Genomic DNA, 17130 nt, shown 5'->3' on the forward strand with positions numbered 1-17130 from the left:
CGCTACAGCACGTCGCCGTCGCGCCAGTCGAAGTCGAGCCGCCCGGCGGGGTCCTCCAGGGCCCCGCCGGGCGGCAGCCACACGTACGTCGACCCCTCCTCTTCGGCGAGCCGCACCGGTCCGGAGGGCGACAGGGCTCCGATCCGCCCGCCCCACACGGTCCATCCGCGCCCCTCGTACAGCCGGGCCCCGTCGGCGGAGGCCGACAGGGCGCCGAGTACGTACGCCCGCTCGATGACACCCTCCAGCGCGGCCACCACCCGCCCGCCGAGGCCGCGGCGGCGCCGGTCGGCGCGTACGGCCACCGCCTCGACGTATCCGGCCCGCAGGGCCCTGCCCCGGTACAGGACCCGCCGCTGCACCACGCTCCCGTGCGCGATCAGCTCCCCGCCCTCGCGGACGAGGACGTGCATGCCTCCGAGCGCGTGCTCGAAGTCCTCGTCGGCGAAGTCCCCGCCGAAGGCCCCGTCGAGCAGCTCCCGCAGCGCGCGGAGCTCGCCGTGCGTGAGCTGGGAGGTGTGCTTCAGCAGTACGTCCATACGGCGAAGCTACCAACGGCCCCGCGGTCCGTCCGCACGTCGTGCGGAGCGCCTCTCCGTGCCTACGGCCCCCTCCACGCCGGCAGGGGTTCATCCTCGTTACGGGGCTTCGTGCAGGCGGGTCAGGAGGGTCGTCAGCTGCGCGCGTTCCGCCGGGGTCAGGGGTGACAGGAACGCCGCGTTCGCCGTTTCGGCCAGGGCGGCGCAGCGGGTGAGGGCGGCCCGGCCCGCCGGGGTGGGGGTGACCGCGTTCTTGCGGCGGTCCGCCGGGTCCGGGGCCCGCAGGAGGAGGCCCGCGCCTTCCAGGTGGTTCAGGAGCCCGACCAGGTCCTTGGGGTCGATCCCGAGCAGGCGGCCGAGGTCGGCCTGGGCCACCGGGCCGTACTCCTCGGTCGCCGCCAGCACCGCGTGGTGCGCGAGCTTCAGCCCTTCGGCGGCGAGCGCCTCGGCGACCAGGCCGCGGCCGCGCGCCGCGACCCGTCCGACGAGCCAGCTCGGGAGGGACTGGATGTGTGCGAGGGCCGAGGTCATGGACCCAGCCTAACAATTCATTGGGATTCCCCACGATCTCCTATATCGTTGGGTCTCCCAACGAATAAGTCGATCCTTCCGGGAGGTCCTGTGCTGCGCATCCGCCACGAGGTCAACGGCGGCCCCGAGGTGTTGTTCGCCGAGGACGTGGCCGTGCCCGTCCCCGGCCCCGGGGAGCTGCTCGTCGCGGTCGAGGCCGTCGGGGTCACGCTGCCCGTCGTGCGCAAGGTCCGGGAGGGCGCCGGGCCGGTGCCGCTGGGCGGCGAGGTCGCCGGGACCGTGGCCGCGCTCGGCGAGGGGGTGCGCGGCTTCGCCCCCGGTGACCGGGTCACCGGGCTGTGCTTCGGCCACGGGTACGCCGAGTACGCACTGCTCGCGGCCCCCTTCGCCTCCCCCGTCCCCGACGGGGCGGGCTCCGTGGACGCCGTCGCGCTCGTGCGCAGCGGGCTCGTCGCCCGGGGCGCCTGCGAGGCCGGGCGGATCCGCCCCGGGGATTCCGTGCTGGTGACGGCCGCAGCGAGCGGGGTCGGCAGCCTCGCGCTCCAAGTGGCCCGGGCGGCCGGGGCGGGCCGGGTGGTCGCCGCCGTCTCAGGCCCGGAGAAGGCCGGGTTCGTCCGGAGCCTCGGCGCCGACGAGGTGGTGCTGTACGGGGACATCCACGGGGACGCCCACGGGGACCCGGCCGCCTGGGGCGACCCGTACGACGTGGTCCTCGACGGGGTCGGCGGCGAACTGCTCGGCCCCGCCGTGCGGGCCCTGGCCACCGGCGGCCGGCTGGTCGCCTACGGCTCCGGCGGCGGCTCGGTGGAAGCGTACGAACTGCTGGTGCGCGGCGCCTCGGTGACCGGCTTCCAGATCCGGGCCGTCGCCCAGGGCCGGCCCGAGGAGTTCGAGGGCTGGCGGCGCGAGCTGTGGCAGGCGTACGGGGACGGCTCCCTGCGCCCCGCCGTGCACGGGATGATCCCGCTGGCCGAGGCGGCCCGGGCGCACGCCCTGATCGAGGAGCGGCGCAACCTCGGCAAGGTGGTCATGATCCCCTGACCGGCGGGGGTGGAACTGGGACCGCCCCCGATCCGGGCTTGGGGGTACCGGAACGGGGGCGGGGTTCAGCAGGGGGCCTGGATCAGCCCATGTGCGGGTACGCGTAGTCCGTCGGCGCGACCAGCGTCTCCTTGATGGAGCGCGTCGAGGTCCAGCGCATCAGGTTCGACGCGGCGCCCGCCTTGTCGTTCGTACCCGAGGCGCGGCCGCCGCCGAAGGGCTGCTGGCCGACCACGGCGCCGGTCGACTTGTCGTTGATGTAGAAGTTGCCCGCCGCGAAGCGGAGCTTCTCCATCGCGTCCGCGGCCGCGTAGCGGTCACCCGCGATGATCGAGCCGGTCAGCGCGTACGCCGACACCGACTCCATCTGGGCCAGCATCGCGTCGAACTCGGCGTCCTCGTACACGTGGATCGCCAGGATCGGGCCGAAGTACTCGGTCGTGAAGACCTCGTTCTCCGGGTCGGTGCACGCGATGACGGTCGGGCGGACGAAGTAGCCCTCCGAGTCGTCGTACGTGCCACCGGCGATGATCTCGCAGGTCGGGTCGGCGATCGCACGGTCGATCGCGGCCTTGTTCTTGGCGAACGAACGCTCGTCGATGACGGCGCCGATGAAGTTGGTCAGGTCGCGGACGTCACCCATGGTGATGCCGTCGACCTCGGCCGCGAAGGCCTCCTTGAAGCCGTCGTTCCAGATCGAGGCCGGGACGTAGGCGCGCGAGGACGCCGAGCACTTCTGGCCCTGGAACTCGAAGGAGCCGCGGGTCAGGGCGGTCTTCAGGACGGCGCGGTCCGCGGACGGGTGCGCGACGACGAAGTCCTTGCCGCCGGTCTCGCCGACCAGGCGCGGGTAGGACTTGTACTTCTCGATGTTGTTGCCGACCGTCTTCCACAGGTACTGGAAGGTCTTGGTCGAGCCGGTGAAGTGGATGCCGGCCAGCTCGGGGTGGTTCAGGGCCACCTCGGAGACGGCGATGCCGTCGCCCGTCACCAGGTTGATGACGCCCTTGGGCAGGCCGGCCTCCTCCAGGAGCTCCATCAGGAGGACCGCGGAGTGGGTCTGCGTCGGGGACGGCTTCCACACGACCACGTTGCCCATCAGGGCGGGGGCGGTCGGCAGGTTGCCGGCGATGGCCGTGAAGTTGAACGGCGTGATCGCGTAGACGAAGCCTTCGAGCGGGCGGTGGTCGCTGCGGTTCCACACGCCGGCGGAGTTCGCGACCGGCTGCTCGGCCAGGATCTGGCGGGCGAAGTGGACGTTGAAGCGCCAGAAGTCGACGAGCTCGCAGGGGGTGTCGATCTCGGCCTGCTGCGCGGTCTTCGACTGGCCCAGCATGGTGGAGGCGGCCAGCTTCTCGCGCCACGGGCCGGACAGCAGCTCGGCGGCGCGCAGGATGATCGCGGCGCGGTCGTCGAAGGACATCGAGCGCCAGGCCGGGGCGGCGGCCAGGGCGGCGTCGACGGCCTCCTGGGCGTCGGCCCCGGTGGCGTTCGCGTACGTGCCGATGACCGACTTGTGGTCGTGCGGCTGCACGACGTCGAAGCGCTCGCCGCCGCCCATCCGCTTGACGCCGTTGATCGTCATCGGCAGGTCGATCGGGTTCTCGGACAGCTGCTTCAGCTGCGTTTCGAGACGCGCGCGCTCCGGGGTGCCGGGGGCGTACGAGTGGACCGGCTCGTTGACCGGCACGGGGACCTGGGTCACAGCATCCATGGGGCTGGTAACTCCTTGACCTGGTTCTGGGCTAGTTCTTGGTGATCATCGAGCGGAGGAAGAACAGGAGGTTGGCCGGCTTCTCGGCGAGGCGCCGCATGAAGTAGCCGTACCAGTCCGTCCCGTACGCGGTGTAGACGCGCATGCGGTGGCCCTCGGCGGCGAGCCGCAGGTGCTCCTCGCTGCGGATGCCGTACAGCATCTGGAACTCGTACTCGTCCAGCTTGCGCCCGGCCTTGCGGGCGAGTTCCTGCGCGATGGCGATCAGGCGCGGGTCGTGCGACCCGATCATCGGGTAGCCCTCGCCGTCCATCAGCGTCTTGAGGATGCGGACGTACGCCTTGTCGATCTCGGCCTTGTCCTGGTACGCGACCTCGGCGGGCTCCTTGTACGCGCCCTTCACGATCCGGACGCGGCTGCCGGCGGCGGCCAGGCGGCGGGCATCGCCCTCGGTGCGGAAGAGGTACGCCTGGATCACGCAGCCGGTCTGCGGGAAGTCCCGGCGCAGCTCCTCGTGGATGGCGAACATCGAGTCGAGGGTGGTGTGGTCCTCGGCGTCCAGCGTGACGGTGGTGCCGATGGCCGCGGCGGCCTCGACGACCGGGCGGACGTTGGCGAGCGCGAGCTCGTGGCCGCCCTCCAGCGCCTGGCCGAACATCGACAGCTTGACCGACATCTCGGCCTTCTCGCCGAGGCCCAGGCCCGCCAGGTGCTCGATGAGGTCGAGGTAGGCGTCACGTGCGGCGTGGGACTGCTCCACCGTGGTGATGTCCTCGCCCACCACGTCGAGCGTGAGCTCCAGGCCCTTCTCCGTGAGGTCCACGACGATCGGGATGACCTGGTCGACCGTCTCACCGGGGATGAACCGGTTCACCACGGGCTTGGTCACCGGGGCGGCGGAGACGATTCGGCGCATTTTGTCGCTGCGCGAAGCGGCGAGGATCGCGGGACCCAGCACGGGGCACCTCCAACAGGTGGCAGAAGCAGTCGTACGGTCCGCGAAGGGGTGGGCGGTGCCGTAAAGAAAACGCAAGTAAAACCACCGTGAAACCTAAGGATCGCTTTGATCCTCTGCCATCGACAGCTGTCACGCATCCGTGTCCCCGATCTCATACATCTGTCTGAAGACCGGGTTCTCGGGTGGGAGAATGTCCGGGTGAAGGGCGATTACCAGGACCTGGTGGATGAGATCTCGGCGCTCCTCGGCGCCCCGGCGACGCTGGAGAACCGGGATTTCCGCCTCATCGCCTTCGGCGCGCACGACAGCGAGGACGACCTCGCGATGGACCCCGTCCGCACCCGTTCGATCCTGACCCGGCAGTCGACGGCGGCCGTGCGGGCCTGGTTCGAGGGCTTCGGCATCGCGCGGGCGACCGGGCCGGTGCGCATCCCGGCGGCGCCCGACGCGGGGGTCTTCCGGGGGCGGATCTGCCTGCCGGTGCGGTACCGCGGGATCGTGCAGGGGTACGTGTGGCTCCTCGACCAGGATCCCGGCCCCGGTCCGGACGCCCTGGCCGCGGCCATGGAGGTGGCCGAGCGGATCGGGGTCCTGCTCGCCGAGGAGGCGAAGGCCGGGGCCGACCTGTCGCGGGAGTTCCGGGCGGTGCTCGTGGCCGGGCGGGGCTGGCAGCAGGACATGGCGGTGGCCGCGCTGCGGTCGGCGCTCGGCCCGGGCGCCGACGGGCTGCACGCGGTGGTGTGCGTGAGGCCGTGGCCCGGCGAGGCGCCCGCGTCGGTACCGGGCACGGCGGCGGTGTGCACGGTTCCCTGGCCGGGGGCCGGCGAGGAGGACGGCCGGGCCGGCGGGGCCGGCGCCGAGGGGGGCTCCGCGGCCGGGCCGGGCTCCGGCGCCGCTTCCGGGGACCGGCCGGGCCCGCGGGCCGGGCAGGCTCTCGCCGTGCTGGTCAGGCTCCGCTCGGCCGAGGTGCTCGTTCCCGCCGAGGGCGTCGCGACCCGGCTGCTGGCGGGCGGCGGCGCGAGCGCCGGGATCGCGGAGCCCCGCCGGGGGCTGGCGGCGCTGGCCGACGCCTGGTCGCAGGCCTCGGCGGCGGCGCAGGCGGCCGCGGCCCAGCCCCGGTTCGGGCCGGTGGCCCGGTGGTCGGCGATCGGCCCGTACCGGATGCTGGCGGCCCTGGCGGCCGCGGGCCCGGCGGGCGACCCGGCGACGCGGGTCCTGCTGGAGCCCGCCCACCGGGAACTCGCCCGTACCGCCGAGCTGTTCCTGGACTGCGCGGGCCAGGCGGGCCGCGCGGCGGCCGCCCTGGGCATCCACCGCCAGACCCTGTACTACCGGCTCGCCCGGGTGGAGCAGCTGACCGGTCTGGACCTGGACGAGGGCGAGGACCGGCTGTTGCTCCACATGGCCCTCAAGGCGGCCCGCCTGTACGGCTGAACGGGGTGACGGCTCAGGCGGGGGCGCCGGCGCCGGCATCGGCGTCTGCGTCCTTGCCGTTCACCATCATCTGCGCGGCGCGGCGCATCCCCTCCGTCAACTCCTCGGCCGTGACCGCGTTCTCGGGGTTGTACAGCCACTGCACCATCATCCCGGCGACCAGCACCTGGTACAGCCCGCCCAGGGTCCGGACGTCCCGCTCTGCGAGCTGCTCCTCGGGGATGCCCGTGAACATCTCGGTCAGCCCCTTGCGCCCCTCGCCCTCCGAGGCCACGACCATCTCCCGCAGCTCCGGCAGCCGGTCGCGGTTCATCGCGATCTCCATGCTGGCCGCCCACATCGGGGCCGCCTGATCGCGCTGTCCGATCATGCCGTCCCAAACCGAGCGGAAGCGGTCCAGCGAGCCTCCCTCACCCGTGACGTCCGGCTTGAAGGAGTCGCCCCACTCCTCGGCCATCGAGATGAACGCCTGTGAGAGCAGGGCGTCCTTCGAGCCGTAGTGGTAGCCGATCGACGCCAGGTTCGCGCCGGAGGCGTTGACGATGTCGCGCGCGGTCGTCCGCGCGAAACCCTTCTCGGCCAGGCACTTCTTGGCGCCTTCGAGCAGATCTTCACGGTGTCCCATGCCCTCACCGTATCAAGACAAGCGTCCTATACGGCAGTTCCATACAGCCGTACTAGACAAGCGTTTATGACACTTGTACATTGCTGCTCATGACGAACTCCGCACGTCTCGCCGGCCGCCGGGAATGGATCGCCTTCACCGTCCTCCTGCTGCCGCTGCTCCTGGTCTCGATGGACGTCTCCGTCCTCTACTTCGCCATCCCGGCGATCACCCGCGAGCTCGACCCGAGCGCCACCCAGCAGCTCTGGATCTTCGACAGCTACGCCTTCGCCCTGGCCGGCCTGCTCATCACCATGGGTTCGCTCGGAGACCGGATCGGCCGCCGCAAGCTGCTGCTGGCCGGCGCCGCCGCCTTCGGGGTCGCCTCCGTCTGCGCCGCCTACGCCACCAGCGCCGAGATGCTGATCGCAGCCCGCGTGCTGCTCGGGATCGGCGGCGCGACCCTGATGCCCTCCACCCTGGCCCTCGTGCGCAACCTCTTCCAGGACGACCGCCAGCGCGGCCGGGCCATCGCCATCTGGTCCGGGGCCATGGCCGGCGGCATCGCCCTCGGCTCGGTGATGAGCGGCGTGATGCTGAACCACTTCTGGTGGGGCTCGGTCTTCCTGGTCAACGTGCCCGCGATGCTGCTCCTGCTGGCCCTCGTCCCGGTGCTGGTCCCGGAGTTCAAGGACCCGGCCCCCGGCCGCTTCGACCTGCTGAGCGTCCCGCTGTCGACGGCCGCCGTCCTCCCGGTCGTGTACGGCCTCAAGGAGATCGCCGCCGAGGGCCCGGAGCCGCTGTACCTCGCCTGCGTCGCCGCGGGCCTGGCCTTCGGGTACGCCTTCGTCCGCCGCCAGCGCACCCGCGACGACGCCATGGTCGGACGGTCCCTCTTCCGGGGCCGCGGATTCGGCGCCGGGATCGCCCTGGGCACCCTCGCCGCCTTCGCGATGATGGGCTCGGCCTACTTCACCACCCAGTACCTGCAGTCGGTGCTCGGGATGGGCACCCTGGAGGCCGCCCTGTGGAGCCTCGCGCCCTCGCTCCTCATCGGCGCCGCCGCCCCCGTCGGCGCGGCCCTGGCCCGGAAGACCGACCGGGCCTACGTCATCGCCGGCGGCTTCACCCTCGCAGCCGCCGGATTCGCCCTGATCGGACAGGTCGGCAGCGATTCCCTGTGGCTACTGCTGACCGGCGCCGGGGTACTGGCCTGCGGCATCGTCACCGTGATGTCCCTGGTCTCCGACATGGCGCTGGGCGCGGCCCCCGCGGAGAAGGCCGGCGCGGCCGCGTCCCTGCTCGAGACGGGGCAGGAGTTCGGCGGCGCCCTCGGAATGGCGGTCCTGGGCAGCCTCGGCACCGCCGTCTACCGCTCCGACCTGTCGGGCGCCGAGCCCGCCGTCCGGGAGACCCTGGGCGGGGCCGTGGCCACCGCCGGGCAACTCGGCGGGCCCGCCGGGGAGCAGCTGCTGGCCCTGGCCCGCGAAGCCTTCGTCCACGGCATGCAGTACGCCGCCTGGGGCGGTACGGCTCTGCTGCTGGCGGCGGCCCTGCTCGCCGCGGCCCTGCTGCGGGGGCTCGGCGCCACCGCGGCGCCGCCCGCCGAGGAGCCCGCCGGGCAGGATCCGGCCCTCGCGGCCTGAACCCCGTACACCTGATCCCCGTACGGCAGGGGCGAGCGGCGGGACACGAAGAAGGGCCCGGGGAGTTCCCCGGGCCCCTCCCTGTGCCGTGCGGGTCAGCCGAGGCTGACCGTACGCGCCGAGACGGCGCCGATCTCGGCGGAGATCTCCGCGAGGACGTTCACCGGGACCTCCGCGTCGACGGTGAGGACGCCGAGCGCCTCGCCGCCCTCCTCGGCGCGGGCGACCTGCATGCCCGCGATGTTGAGGCCGGCTTCGCCGAGGATGCGGCCGACGGTGCCGACCACGCCCGGACGGTCGGTGTAACGCAGTACGAGCATCTGGTCGGCGAGCGCCAGGTCCACGTCGTACTCGCCGATGCCGACGATCTTCTGGAGGTGCTTCGGGCCGGCGAGCGTGCCGGAGACCGACACCTCCTGACCGTCCGACAGGGTGCCGCGCACGGTCACCACGTTGCGGTGGTCCGGGGACTCCGAGCTGGTGGTCAGACGCACCTCGACGCCGCGCTCCTGCGCGAACAGCGGGGCGTTGACGTAGGAGACCGTCTCGTCGACGACGTCCTCGAAGACGCCCTTGAGGGCGGAGAGCTCCAGCACCTTGACGTCGTGCTGGGTGATCTCGCCGCAGACCTCGACGTCGAGGCGGACCGCGACCTCGCCCGCGAGGGCGGTGAAGATGCGGCCGAGCTTCTCGGCGAGCGGCAGGCCCGGACGGACGTCCTCGGCGATGACACCGCCCTGGACGTTGACCGCGTCCGGTACGAGCTCGCCCGCGAGCGCGAGGCGCACCGACTTGGCGACCGCGATGCCGGCCTTCTCCTGGGCCTCGTCCGTGGACGCGCCGAGGTGCGGGGTGCAGACGACCTGGTCGAGCTCGAAGAGCGGGGAGTCCGTGCAGGGCTCCTTCGCGTACACGTCGAGGCCGGCGCCGGCGACGCGGCCCTCCTTGATGGCCGAGTACAGCGCGGCCTCGTCCACGATCCCGCCGCGCGCGGCGTTGACGATGCGGACGGACGGCTTGACCTTGTGCAGGGCCTCGTCACCGATGAGACCGAGGGTCTCGGGGGTCTTGGGCAGGTGCACGGTGATGAAGTCGGCGACCTCGAGGAGCTCGTCCAGCGTCAGCATCTTGACGCCCATCTGGGCGGCGCGCGCGGGCTGTACGTAGGGGTCGTACGCGACGATCTTCATGCCGAAGGCCGACATGCGCTGGGCGACCAGGACGCCGATGCGGCCGAGGCCGACGACACCGAGGGTCTTCTCGCTGAGCTCGACGCCCGTGTACTTGTTCCGCTTCCACTCGCCGTTCTTCAGGGCGGTGTTGGCCTGCGGGATGTTGCGGGCCGAGGCGACGAGCAGGCCACAGGCGAGCTCGGCGGCGGTGACGATGTTGGAGGTCGGGGCGTTCACGACCATCACGCCCGCCTTGGTGGCGGCGGAGACGTCGACGTTGTCCAGGCCGACACCGGCGCGCGCGACGACCCTCAGCTTCTTCGCGGCGGCGATGGCCTCCGCGTCGACCTTGGTCGCGGAGCGCACCAGGATGGCGTCGACGTCCACGATCGCGGGGAGCAGCTCCGCGCGGTCGGCTCCGTTGACGTGCCGGATCTCGAAGTCCGGACCGAGCGCGTCGACGGTGGCGGGCGACAGCTCTTCGGCGATGAGTACGACAGGTTTCGAGCTCACGTGGGTCATCCTCACAAGTCCAGTGCGGACGGCCGTCCCGACGGCCGCAGGCGGTGGAGGGGGTAGCCGCGTGGAAGACGCACGACACTGTGGGCCTGACGCGTTGTGTTGAGCAGTGTAGTGGCGGATTCCGCAGGGAATTCCGCCTGTCCGGAAGGATCACCCGTCCGGGGTTGGCCAGGGTGGACAAGCACCGCGTACGGAGCTGTCCGATCCGGCCCGTCCTGCGCGGCGGGGCCGGGACTCCTCGTCCCGGCCCCGCCGCGTACGGATCAGCTCTCGTCGCTGTCGACCCAGCTCATGAGCTTGCGCAGCTTCTTGCCGGTGGTCTCCAGCAGGTGCGCCTCGTCGGCCTTCTTGTACTCGTTGTACTTCGGCAGACCGGCCTTGTACTCGGCCATCCAGGTGTTGGCGAACTCGCCGCTCTGGATCTCCGCGAGGACCTGCTTCATCTCGGCCTTGGTGGCGTCGGTGATGATGCGGGGACCGGTGATGTAGTCGCCCCACTCGGCGGTCTCGGAGACCGACCAGCGCATCTTCTCCAGGCCGCCCTCGTACATGAGGTCGACGATGAGCTTCAGCTCGTGCAGGCACTCGAAGTACGCGATCTCCGGCTGGTAGCCGGCCTCGGTCAGGGTCTCGAAACCGGCCTTGACCAGCGCGGAGGCGCCACCGCAGAGGACGGCCTGCTCACCGAACAGGTCGGTCTCGGTCTCCTCGGTGAAGGTGGTCTTGATGACGCCGGCGCGGGTGCCGCCGATGCCGGCCGCGTACGAGAGCGCGAGGGCGAAGGCGCTGCCGGAGAAGTCCTGCTCGACGGCGGCGATGCAGGGCACGCCGCGGCCTTCCTCGTACTGGCGGCGCACCAGGTGGCCAGGGCCCTTCGGGGCGACCAGGGCGACGTCCACGTTGGCCGGGGGCTTGATGAAGCCGTAGCGGACGTTGAAGCCGTGGCCGAAGAAGAGCGCGTCGCCCTCTTCCAGGTGCTGCTTGATCGACTCTTCGTAGATCTCGGCCTGCAGCGGGTCCGGCGTCAGGATCATGATGACGTTGGCCCATGCGGCGGCCTCGGCCACGGGGACGACCTTCAGGCCCTGCTCCTCGGCCTTGGCCTTGGACTTCGAGCCCTCCTTGAGGCCGACGACGACGTCGACGCCGGAGTCACGCAGCGACAGCGCGTGGGCGTGGCCCTGGCTGCCGTAGCCGATGACAGCGACCTTGCGGCCCTGGATGATGGACAGGTCGGCGTCGTTCTCGTAGAACAGCTCGGCCACTGGGATATCTCCTTGGTGCGCTGGTGTTGCTCCCACCGTACGGCGGGGAACGTGAAGGAAGTTTCCTGGTCTCGCGATGCGAGAGGCAACGCGACGTCAGGGTGTGTTTCAGGCGCTGCGGTCGAGCGCGCGCAGGCTGCGGTCCGTGATGGACCGGCCGCCTCGCCCTATGGCGATCGTGCCGGACTGCACGAGCTCCTTGATGCCGAACGGTTCCAGCATCTTGAGCATCGCGCCGAGCTTGTCGGCGCCGCCGGTGGCCTCGATGGTGACGGCCTCCGGGGAGACGTCGACCGTCTTGGCCCGGAACAGCTGGACGATCTCGACGATCTGGGAGCGGGTCTCGTTGTCGGCGCGGACCTTCACCAGAACGAGTTCGCGCTCGATGGCGTTGTGCGGCTCCAGCTCGACGATCTTGAGCACGTTGACGAGCTTGTTCAGCTGCTTGGTGACCTGCTCCAGCGGGAGGTCCTCGACGTTCACGACGATCGTGATGCGCGAGATGTCGGGGTGCTCGGTGACGCCGACCGCGAGGGAGTCGATGTTGAACCCGCGGCGGGAGAACAGCGCGGCGATCCGGGCGAGGATGCCGGGCGTGTTCTGGACCAGGACGGAGAGCGTGTGCTTGGACATGTGAGTCGTTCTCTCTCTCAGGCTCTCTCGGCTCAGTCGTCTTCGTTGTCGCCGAAGTCGGGACGGACGCCCCGGGCGGCCATGACCTCGTCGTTGGAGGTGCCGGCGGCGACCATCGGCCACACCATGGCGTCCTCGTGGACGATGAAGTCGATCACGACGGTGCGGTCGTTGATCGCGTTGGCCTCGGCGATGACCTTGTCCAGGTCGGCCGGGTCCTCGCAGCGCAGCGCCACGCAGCCCATGGCCTCGGACAGCTTGACGAAGTCCGGGACGCGGGTGCCCTTGCGGGGGGCGGTGGACTCGCCGAGCTGGGAGCCGACGGTGTCGTGGCCCGTCTCGTCCGCGTGCAGGACGGTGTTGGAGTACCGCTGGTTGTAGAACAGGGTCTGCCACTGGCGGACCATGCCCAGCGCACCGTTGTTGATGATCGCGACCTTGATCGGGATGTTGTTCAGCGCGCAGGTGACCAGTTCCTGATTGGTCATCTGGAAGCAGCCGTCGCCGTCGATCGCCCAGACGGTGCGGTCCGGCATGCCGACCTTGGCACCCATGGCGGCGGGGACCGCGTAGCCCATGGTTCCGGCGCCGCCGGAGTTCAGCCAGGTGCGGGGCTCCTCGTAGTCGACGAAGTGCGAGGCCCACATCTGGTGCTGGCCGACGCCGGCCGCGTAGATGGTGTGCTCGGGGGCGAGCTGGCCGATGCGCTGGATGACCTGCTGGGGCGAGAGCATCCCGTCCTCGGGCAGGTCGTAGCCCAGCGGGTACGTCTCGCGCCAGCGGCTGAGGTCCTTCCACCAGGCGGTGTAGTCCCCGGCGTTGCCCTCGGTGTGCTCGGCCTGGACGGCCTGGATCAGGTCGGCGATGACCTCGCGGGCGTCGCCGACGATCGGGACGTCGACCTCGCGGTTCTTGCCGATCTCCGCCGGGTCGATGTCCGCGTGGATGACCTTGGCGAACGGGGCGAAGCTGTCCAGCTTGCCGGTGACGCGGTCGTCGAAACGGGTGCCGAGCGCGATCAGCAGGTCCGACTTCTGCAGGGCGGTGACGGCGGTGACCGCGCCGTGCATGCCCGGCATGCCGACGTGCAGCGGGTGGCTGTCGGGGAACGAGCCCAGCGCCATCAGCGTGGTGGTGACCGGGACTCCGGTCAGCTCGGCCAGGACCTTCAGCTCGGCGGTCGCGCCGGACTTCATGACGCCGCCGCCGACGTACAGGACCGGGCGCTTGGCCTGGCAGATGAGCTTGGCGGCCTCGCGGATCTGCTTGGCGTGCGGCTTGGTGACCGGCCGGTAGCCCGGGAGGTCCTGCGACGGCGGCCACGAGAAGGTGGTCTTCGACTGCAGGGCGTCCTTGGCGATGTCGACCAGGACCGGGCCGGGGCGGCCGGTGGAGGCGATGTGGAAGGCCTCGGCGATCGTCTTCGGGATGTCCTCGGCCTTGGTGACCAGGAAGTTGTGCTTGGTGATCGGCATCGTGATGCCGACGATGTCCGCCTCCTGGAAGGCGTCGGTGCCGATCGCCTTGGAGGAGACCTGGCCGGTGATCGCGACGAGCGGCACGGAGTCCATGTGCGCGTCGGCGATGGGGGTGACCAGGTTGGTGGCGCCCGGGCCGGAGGTGGCCATGCAGACGCCCACCTTGCCGGTGGCCTGCGCGTAGCCGGTCGCGGCGTGGCCGGCGCCCTGCTCGTGGCGGACCAGGATGTGGCGGACCTTGGTGCTGTCCATCATCGGGTCGTACGCCGGGAGGATGGCCCCGCCCGGGATACCGAAGACGGTGTCGCACCCCACCTCTTCGAGAGAGCGGATGAGGGACTGCGCACCCGTGACGTGCTCAACTGCGGCGGGCTGGTGTCCGCCGGAACGGGGCCGCGGCTGCGGATGGTGGGCCCCGGTGGCCTGCTCGGTCATCGGCATTCTCTTCTCGAAGCTGAGGGTTTTACGAGGATTCGAAGGTGTGCCAGTGCAACAAAAAACCCCTCGTGCCGGGAGGCAAGCGAGGGGAGCGCGTCGGGCGTGTGGAGCAGGGACATGCTGGTCCCAGCTTCAGCCGACGCGCTTTCCAAGTACGAGAATTCGGGTGCGCATGGCACTGACCCTCCCTCCGGCGGGAGGGGGATGTCAAGCGGGTGGGACGGGCGTCTCATTATGTGAGCCTCTGCGGATGGCCATCGAGCCCCCGGGCGAACCACCGGCCAAGGCAGGCTGGGCCGTTCCGCCCGGTACTGGGAACGTACCGCGCACGAGCGCGCGGCGCAGCCTGTACTCGTCGAGTGGGCCGGAAAATGCCACTCCCTGGCCGTGCGTGCACCCCATCGCGCGCAAGGCCATGACCTGCTCGGGAAGGTCCACGCCGTCGGCCACGGACTGCATGCCCAAATCATTTGCAATGCGCAACAAACCAGCGGTGATCTTGTGGAGGCGGGCGGATTCGACCACGCCCTCGACCAGGCCCCGGTCCACCTTGAGGATGTCCACGGGAAGTCTGCGCAGGGCGCTGATGGCCGCGTAGCCGCTGCCGAAGCCGTCGAGGGAGATCAGGACCCCGAGCCGGCGCAGGGCCGCCAGACGGCGCTCCAGCTCGTCGAAGGGGACTCTGGGGTCCGACACGGTCATCTCGATCACCAGGGCCCCCGACGGCAGCCCGTGCCGGGTCAGCAGGGCCTCCACGGAGCCGGGCGGCGCGGCTCCCCCGGCTGCCACCGGGGACATCCCCGGGTCCAGCAGCCGCTGGGCGCTCATCCGTACGGCCACCGGGACGTCGTGCCCGATCCGGTGCCGCTCGGCGGCCTGCGCCACGGCCTCTTCCAGCAGCCAGTGCCCCAGCTCGGCGGCCCGGGTGGGCGTGCCCGCAGGGAGGCGTGAGCGGCCGTCGGACCCCCTCGCCGCGCCCTCGCTGTACTCGGCCACCCGGAGGAATTCCGCCGGGGTGAACAGGATCCCCTGGGCCGAGCGCCAGCGGGCCTGCGCCGCCACGGCCGTGACCTCGCCGGTCGCCAGCGAGACCACGGGCTGGTGCAGCAGCGCGAACTCCCCGTCGTGGAGCGCGGTGCGCAGCCTCCCGGCGAGCTCGGCCTTCCGCACGACCTCGGCCTGCATCTGGGGCGCGTACAGCTCGACCCGGTCCTTGCCGCCCGCCTTGGCGCGGTACATCGCCAGGTCCGCGTTGCGCATGAGGTCCGAAGGGGTGATGCCCGGGTCCGCGAAGGCCACGCCGATGCTGGCGGCGACCCGTACGTCGCTCCCGGCGATCCGGTACGGCTGGGAGAGGGTGGTGCGCAGCCGGTCCGCGATCTCGCGCACCTGGTACTCGCGGGCGCTGCGGTCGCGGCCGCCGTCGCCCAGGATCAGGGCCGCGAACTCGTCCCCGCCGAGCCGGGCCGCGGTGTCCCCGGCGCGCACCGAGTCCTGGAGCCGGCGCGCGGCCTCGGTCAGCAGCTCGTCGCCGGCCTGGTGGCCGATGGTGTCGTTGACCGCCTTGAACCCGTCGAGGTCGATGAAGAGCACGGCCGTGCTGTGGTCCCCGGCGCGCCGCCCGGTCAGGGCCTGGCGGACCCGGCGGGTGAACAGCGCCCGGTTGGGCAGATCGGTCAGCGGATCGTGCTCGGCGCTGTGCTGGAGCTGCGCCTGGAGGCGGACCCGCTCGGTGACGTCGCGGCTGTTGAGGATGAGGCCGCCCTGGTGGCGGTTGACCGTCGATTCCACGTTGAGCCATTCGCCGCCGCCGGACTTGAACCGGCACTCGATGCGGGTGGTCGGTTCCTCGGCGGGCGGCGCGGCCAGGAAGCGGCGCACCTCGTGGACCACGCGGCCCAGGTCGTGCGGGTGGATCAGGGTGGCCAGCTCCGTGCCGACGAGCTCCTCGGCCTCGCGCCCGTAGACCCCGGCGGCCGCGGGGCTGACGTACCGCAGGGTCCCGGTGGGCGCGGCGATCATGATGACGTCGCTGGATCCCTGGACCAGGGAGCGGAAGTGGTTCTCCTTCTGGGCGAGTTCCTGCGTCAGCGCGATGTTGTCGATGAGCATGATGCCCTGCCGGATGACGAGGGCGAGGACCACCGTGCAGCCGGTGAAGACGACCACGCGGTCGACCTTCCGGCCGTCCACCACGTTGTACAGGATGCCCAGGGTGCAGACGGCGGCCGCGAGGTACGGCGTGAGGGCGGGCAGCGAGCCGGTGATGGGGCGGCTGACCGGCCGGTCGCCGCGGGCGGGCCCCGGCGGCCCCGGCTCCGGATGGGCCCGCCGGGCTCCCCAGGGCGCGTACGCGAGCAGCAGCGAGCCGGCGAACCAGCCGGCGTCGAGCAGCTGGCCGGACTGGTATTCGGCGCTCAGCAGCGGCGAGGTGAAGAGGGCGTCGCTGAGCACGGTCAGGGCCAGGGCGGCGATGGCGGTGTTGACCGCCGAGCGGTTGGCCTCGGAACGCCGGAAGTGCAGGACGAGCACCATGGAGACGAGCGCGATGTCCAGCAGCGGGTAGGCGAGCGAGAGCGCGGCGCGCGGGACGCTGCCGGGAGCTCCCGACTGGGCGGTACGCGCCGCGTGCGCGAGGGCCAGGCTCCAGGACAGGGTGAGCAGGGAGCCGCCGATGAGCCAGGAGTCGAGCCCGAGGCAGACCCATCCGGCGCGGGTGACCGGGCGTTTGGCGAGGACGAGCAGGCCCACGATGGCGGGCGGCGCGAAGCAGAGGAAGGCGAAGTCGGCGAGCGAGGGCTTCGGCACGGGCTCGCCGAGGACCACCTCGTACCAGCCCCAGACGCCGTTGCCGCAGGCGCCCATGAGGGAGGAGAACGCGAAGAGCAGCCAGGCCGGGCGCTCCCGGCTGTCGATCGTCCTCGCGTACGCGTAGCAGGAGACGGCGGCGAGTAACGCGGCGGCGCTGAGCCCGAAGTCGCCCATGACCTCGGCGAGTTCCCCGGAGCCCCAGCCGAGGGCGGCGCCGACGGCGTATCCGCCGCTGATCACGGCCAGGAGCAGCTGCATCGCCAGGCTCCTGGCGCCGCCGCCCGAGACGGGCGGCCTGGTCAGCAGCGCCGCCCCCGGGGCACTCACCGGTCCCCCTCGCCGGC

Annotated in this window: 13 protein-coding genes; 3 read left to right on the plus strand and 10 right to left on the minus strand. The window is 71.5% G+C overall.

Going from position 1 to position 17130, the window contains the following annotated elements:
- Nucleotides 1-2 precede the first annotated feature (2 nt).
- Entirely contained in the window at nucleotides 3-539 is a 537-nt protein-coding gene (locus ACFYXV_RS00865; RefSeq protein WP_385471654.1) for a GNAT family N-acetyltransferase, read from the minus strand.
- A 99-nt stretch (nucleotides 540-638) separates the two neighbouring features.
- Nucleotides 639-1070: a MarR family winged helix-turn-helix transcriptional regulator gene (locus ACFYXV_RS00870; protein WP_389381716.1), complete on the minus strand. Its 432-nt coding sequence runs from the start codon at nucleotides 1068-1070 to the stop codon at nucleotides 639-641.
- A gap of 90 nt (nucleotides 1071-1160) precedes the next feature.
- Here ACFYXV_RS00870 and ACFYXV_RS00875 point away from each other — a divergent pair, with 90 nt between their 5' ends.
- The gene (locus ACFYXV_RS00875; RefSeq protein ID WP_385471649.1) at nucleotides 1161-2111 is read left to right on the plus strand and encodes a zinc-binding alcohol dehydrogenase family protein; all 951 of its coding nucleotides are present in this window, start codon (nucleotides 1161-1163) and stop codon (nucleotides 2109-2111) included.
- 82 nt (nucleotides 2112-2193) lie between these two features.
- Here the strand turns inward: ACFYXV_RS00875 and pruA are convergent, their stop codons facing one another.
- Nucleotides 2194-3825 (minus strand): L-glutamate gamma-semialdehyde dehydrogenase, encoded by a 1632-nt coding sequence (pruA, locus tag ACFYXV_RS00880; protein ID WP_385471646.1) that lies wholly within the window; start codon nucleotides 3823-3825, stop codon nucleotides 2194-2196.
- Between the two features lie 31 nt (nucleotides 3826-3856).
- On the minus strand, nucleotides 3857-4783 hold the full coding sequence (locus ACFYXV_RS00885; protein WP_383348049.1) for a proline dehydrogenase family protein: 927 nt from the start codon (nucleotides 4781-4783) through the stop codon (nucleotides 3857-3859).
- Between the two features lie 198 nt (nucleotides 4784-4981).
- On the opposite strand from ACFYXV_RS00885, the gene ACFYXV_RS00890 reads away from it, so the two are divergent.
- On the plus strand, nucleotides 4982-6217 hold the full coding sequence (locus ACFYXV_RS00890; RefSeq protein WP_389381717.1) for a helix-turn-helix domain-containing protein: 1236 nt from the start codon (nucleotides 4982-4984) through the stop codon (nucleotides 6215-6217).
- Nucleotides 6218-6230: 13 nt separating this feature from the next.
- On the opposite strand, the gene ACFYXV_RS00895 is transcribed toward ACFYXV_RS00890, so the two are convergent.
- Nucleotides 6231-6842 carry a TetR/AcrR family transcriptional regulator gene (locus ACFYXV_RS00895; protein WP_389381718.1) on the minus strand — a complete coding sequence of 204 codons (612 nt, stop codon included), beginning with the start codon at nucleotides 6840-6842 and terminating at the stop codon, nucleotides 6231-6233.
- A gap of 89 nt (nucleotides 6843-6931) precedes the next feature.
- On the opposite strand from ACFYXV_RS00895, the gene ACFYXV_RS00900 reads away from it, so the two are divergent.
- Complete coding sequence (locus tag ACFYXV_RS00900) at nucleotides 6932-8467, plus strand: MFS transporter (RefSeq protein WP_389381719.1); 1536 nt, start codon at nucleotides 6932-6934, stop codon at nucleotides 8465-8467.
- 95 nt (nucleotides 8468-8562) lie between these two features.
- On the opposite strand, the gene serA is transcribed toward ACFYXV_RS00900, so the two are convergent.
- From serA to ACFYXV_RS00925, 5 genes are all read right to left on the minus strand, one after another.
- A complete protein-coding gene (gene serA / locus ACFYXV_RS00905) occupies nucleotides 8563-10152 on the minus strand; it encodes a phosphoglycerate dehydrogenase (protein ID WP_385471635.1) in 1590 nt (529 codons plus the stop codon).
- Between the two features lie 272 nt (nucleotides 10153-10424).
- On the minus strand, nucleotides 10425-11426 hold the full coding sequence (gene ilvC / locus ACFYXV_RS00910) for a ketol-acid reductoisomerase (protein WP_030857428.1): 1002 nt from the start codon (nucleotides 11424-11426) through the stop codon (nucleotides 10425-10427).
- A 108-nt stretch (nucleotides 11427-11534) separates the two neighbouring features.
- Entirely contained in the window at nucleotides 11535-12059 is a 525-nt protein-coding gene (gene ilvN / locus ACFYXV_RS00915; protein ID WP_030159104.1) for an acetolactate synthase small subunit, read from the minus strand.
- A 32-nt stretch (nucleotides 12060-12091) separates the two neighbouring features.
- Entirely contained in the window at nucleotides 12092-13972 is a 1881-nt protein-coding gene (locus tag ACFYXV_RS00920; protein WP_385471629.1) for an acetolactate synthase large subunit, read from the minus strand.
- Between the two features lie 210 nt (nucleotides 13973-14182).
- Nucleotides 14183-17113, minus strand: a complete 2931-nt coding sequence (locus ACFYXV_RS00925) for a putative bifunctional diguanylate cyclase/phosphodiesterase (protein ID WP_389381720.1) — start codon at nucleotides 17111-17113, stop codon at nucleotides 14183-14185.
- Between the last annotated feature and the right edge of the window lie 17 nt (nucleotides 17114-17130).

It is taken from the genome of Streptomyces sp. NPDC002181 (genome assembly GCF_042890485.1).
GTDB lineage: Bacteria > Actinomycetota > Actinomycetes > Streptomycetales > Streptomycetaceae > Streptomyces.

What these genes read in the sequence shown, in the direction of transcription:
- ACFYXV_RS00865 (WP_385471654.1), bottom strand. Translation starts at nt 539, where the DNA reads ATGGACGTACTGCTGAAGCACACCTCCCAGCTCACGCACGGCGAGCTC.
- ACFYXV_RS00870 (WP_389381716.1), bottom strand. Translation starts at nt 1,070, where the DNA reads ATGACCTCGGCCCTCGCACACATCCAGTCCCTCCCGAGCTGGCTCGTC.
- pruA (WP_385471646.1), bottom strand. Translation starts at nt 3,825, where the DNA reads ATGGATGCTGTGACCCAGGTCCCCGTGCCGGTCAACGAGCCGGTCCAC.
- ACFYXV_RS00895 (WP_389381718.1), bottom strand. Translation starts at nt 6,842, where the DNA reads ATGGGACACCGTGAAGATCTGCTCGAAGGCGCCAAGAAGTGCCTGGCC.
- ACFYXV_RS00900 (WP_389381719.1), top strand. Translation starts at nt 6,932, where the DNA reads ATGACGAACTCCGCACGTCTCGCCGGCCGCCGGGAATGGATCGCCTTC.
- ilvN (WP_030159104.1), bottom strand. Translation starts at nt 12,059, where the DNA reads ATGTCCAAGCACACGCTCTCCGTCCTGGTCCAGAACACGCCCGGCATC.
- ACFYXV_RS00920 (WP_385471629.1), bottom strand. Translation starts at nt 13,972, where the DNA reads ATGACCGAGCAGGCCACCGGGGCCCACCATCCGCAGCCGCGGCCCCGT.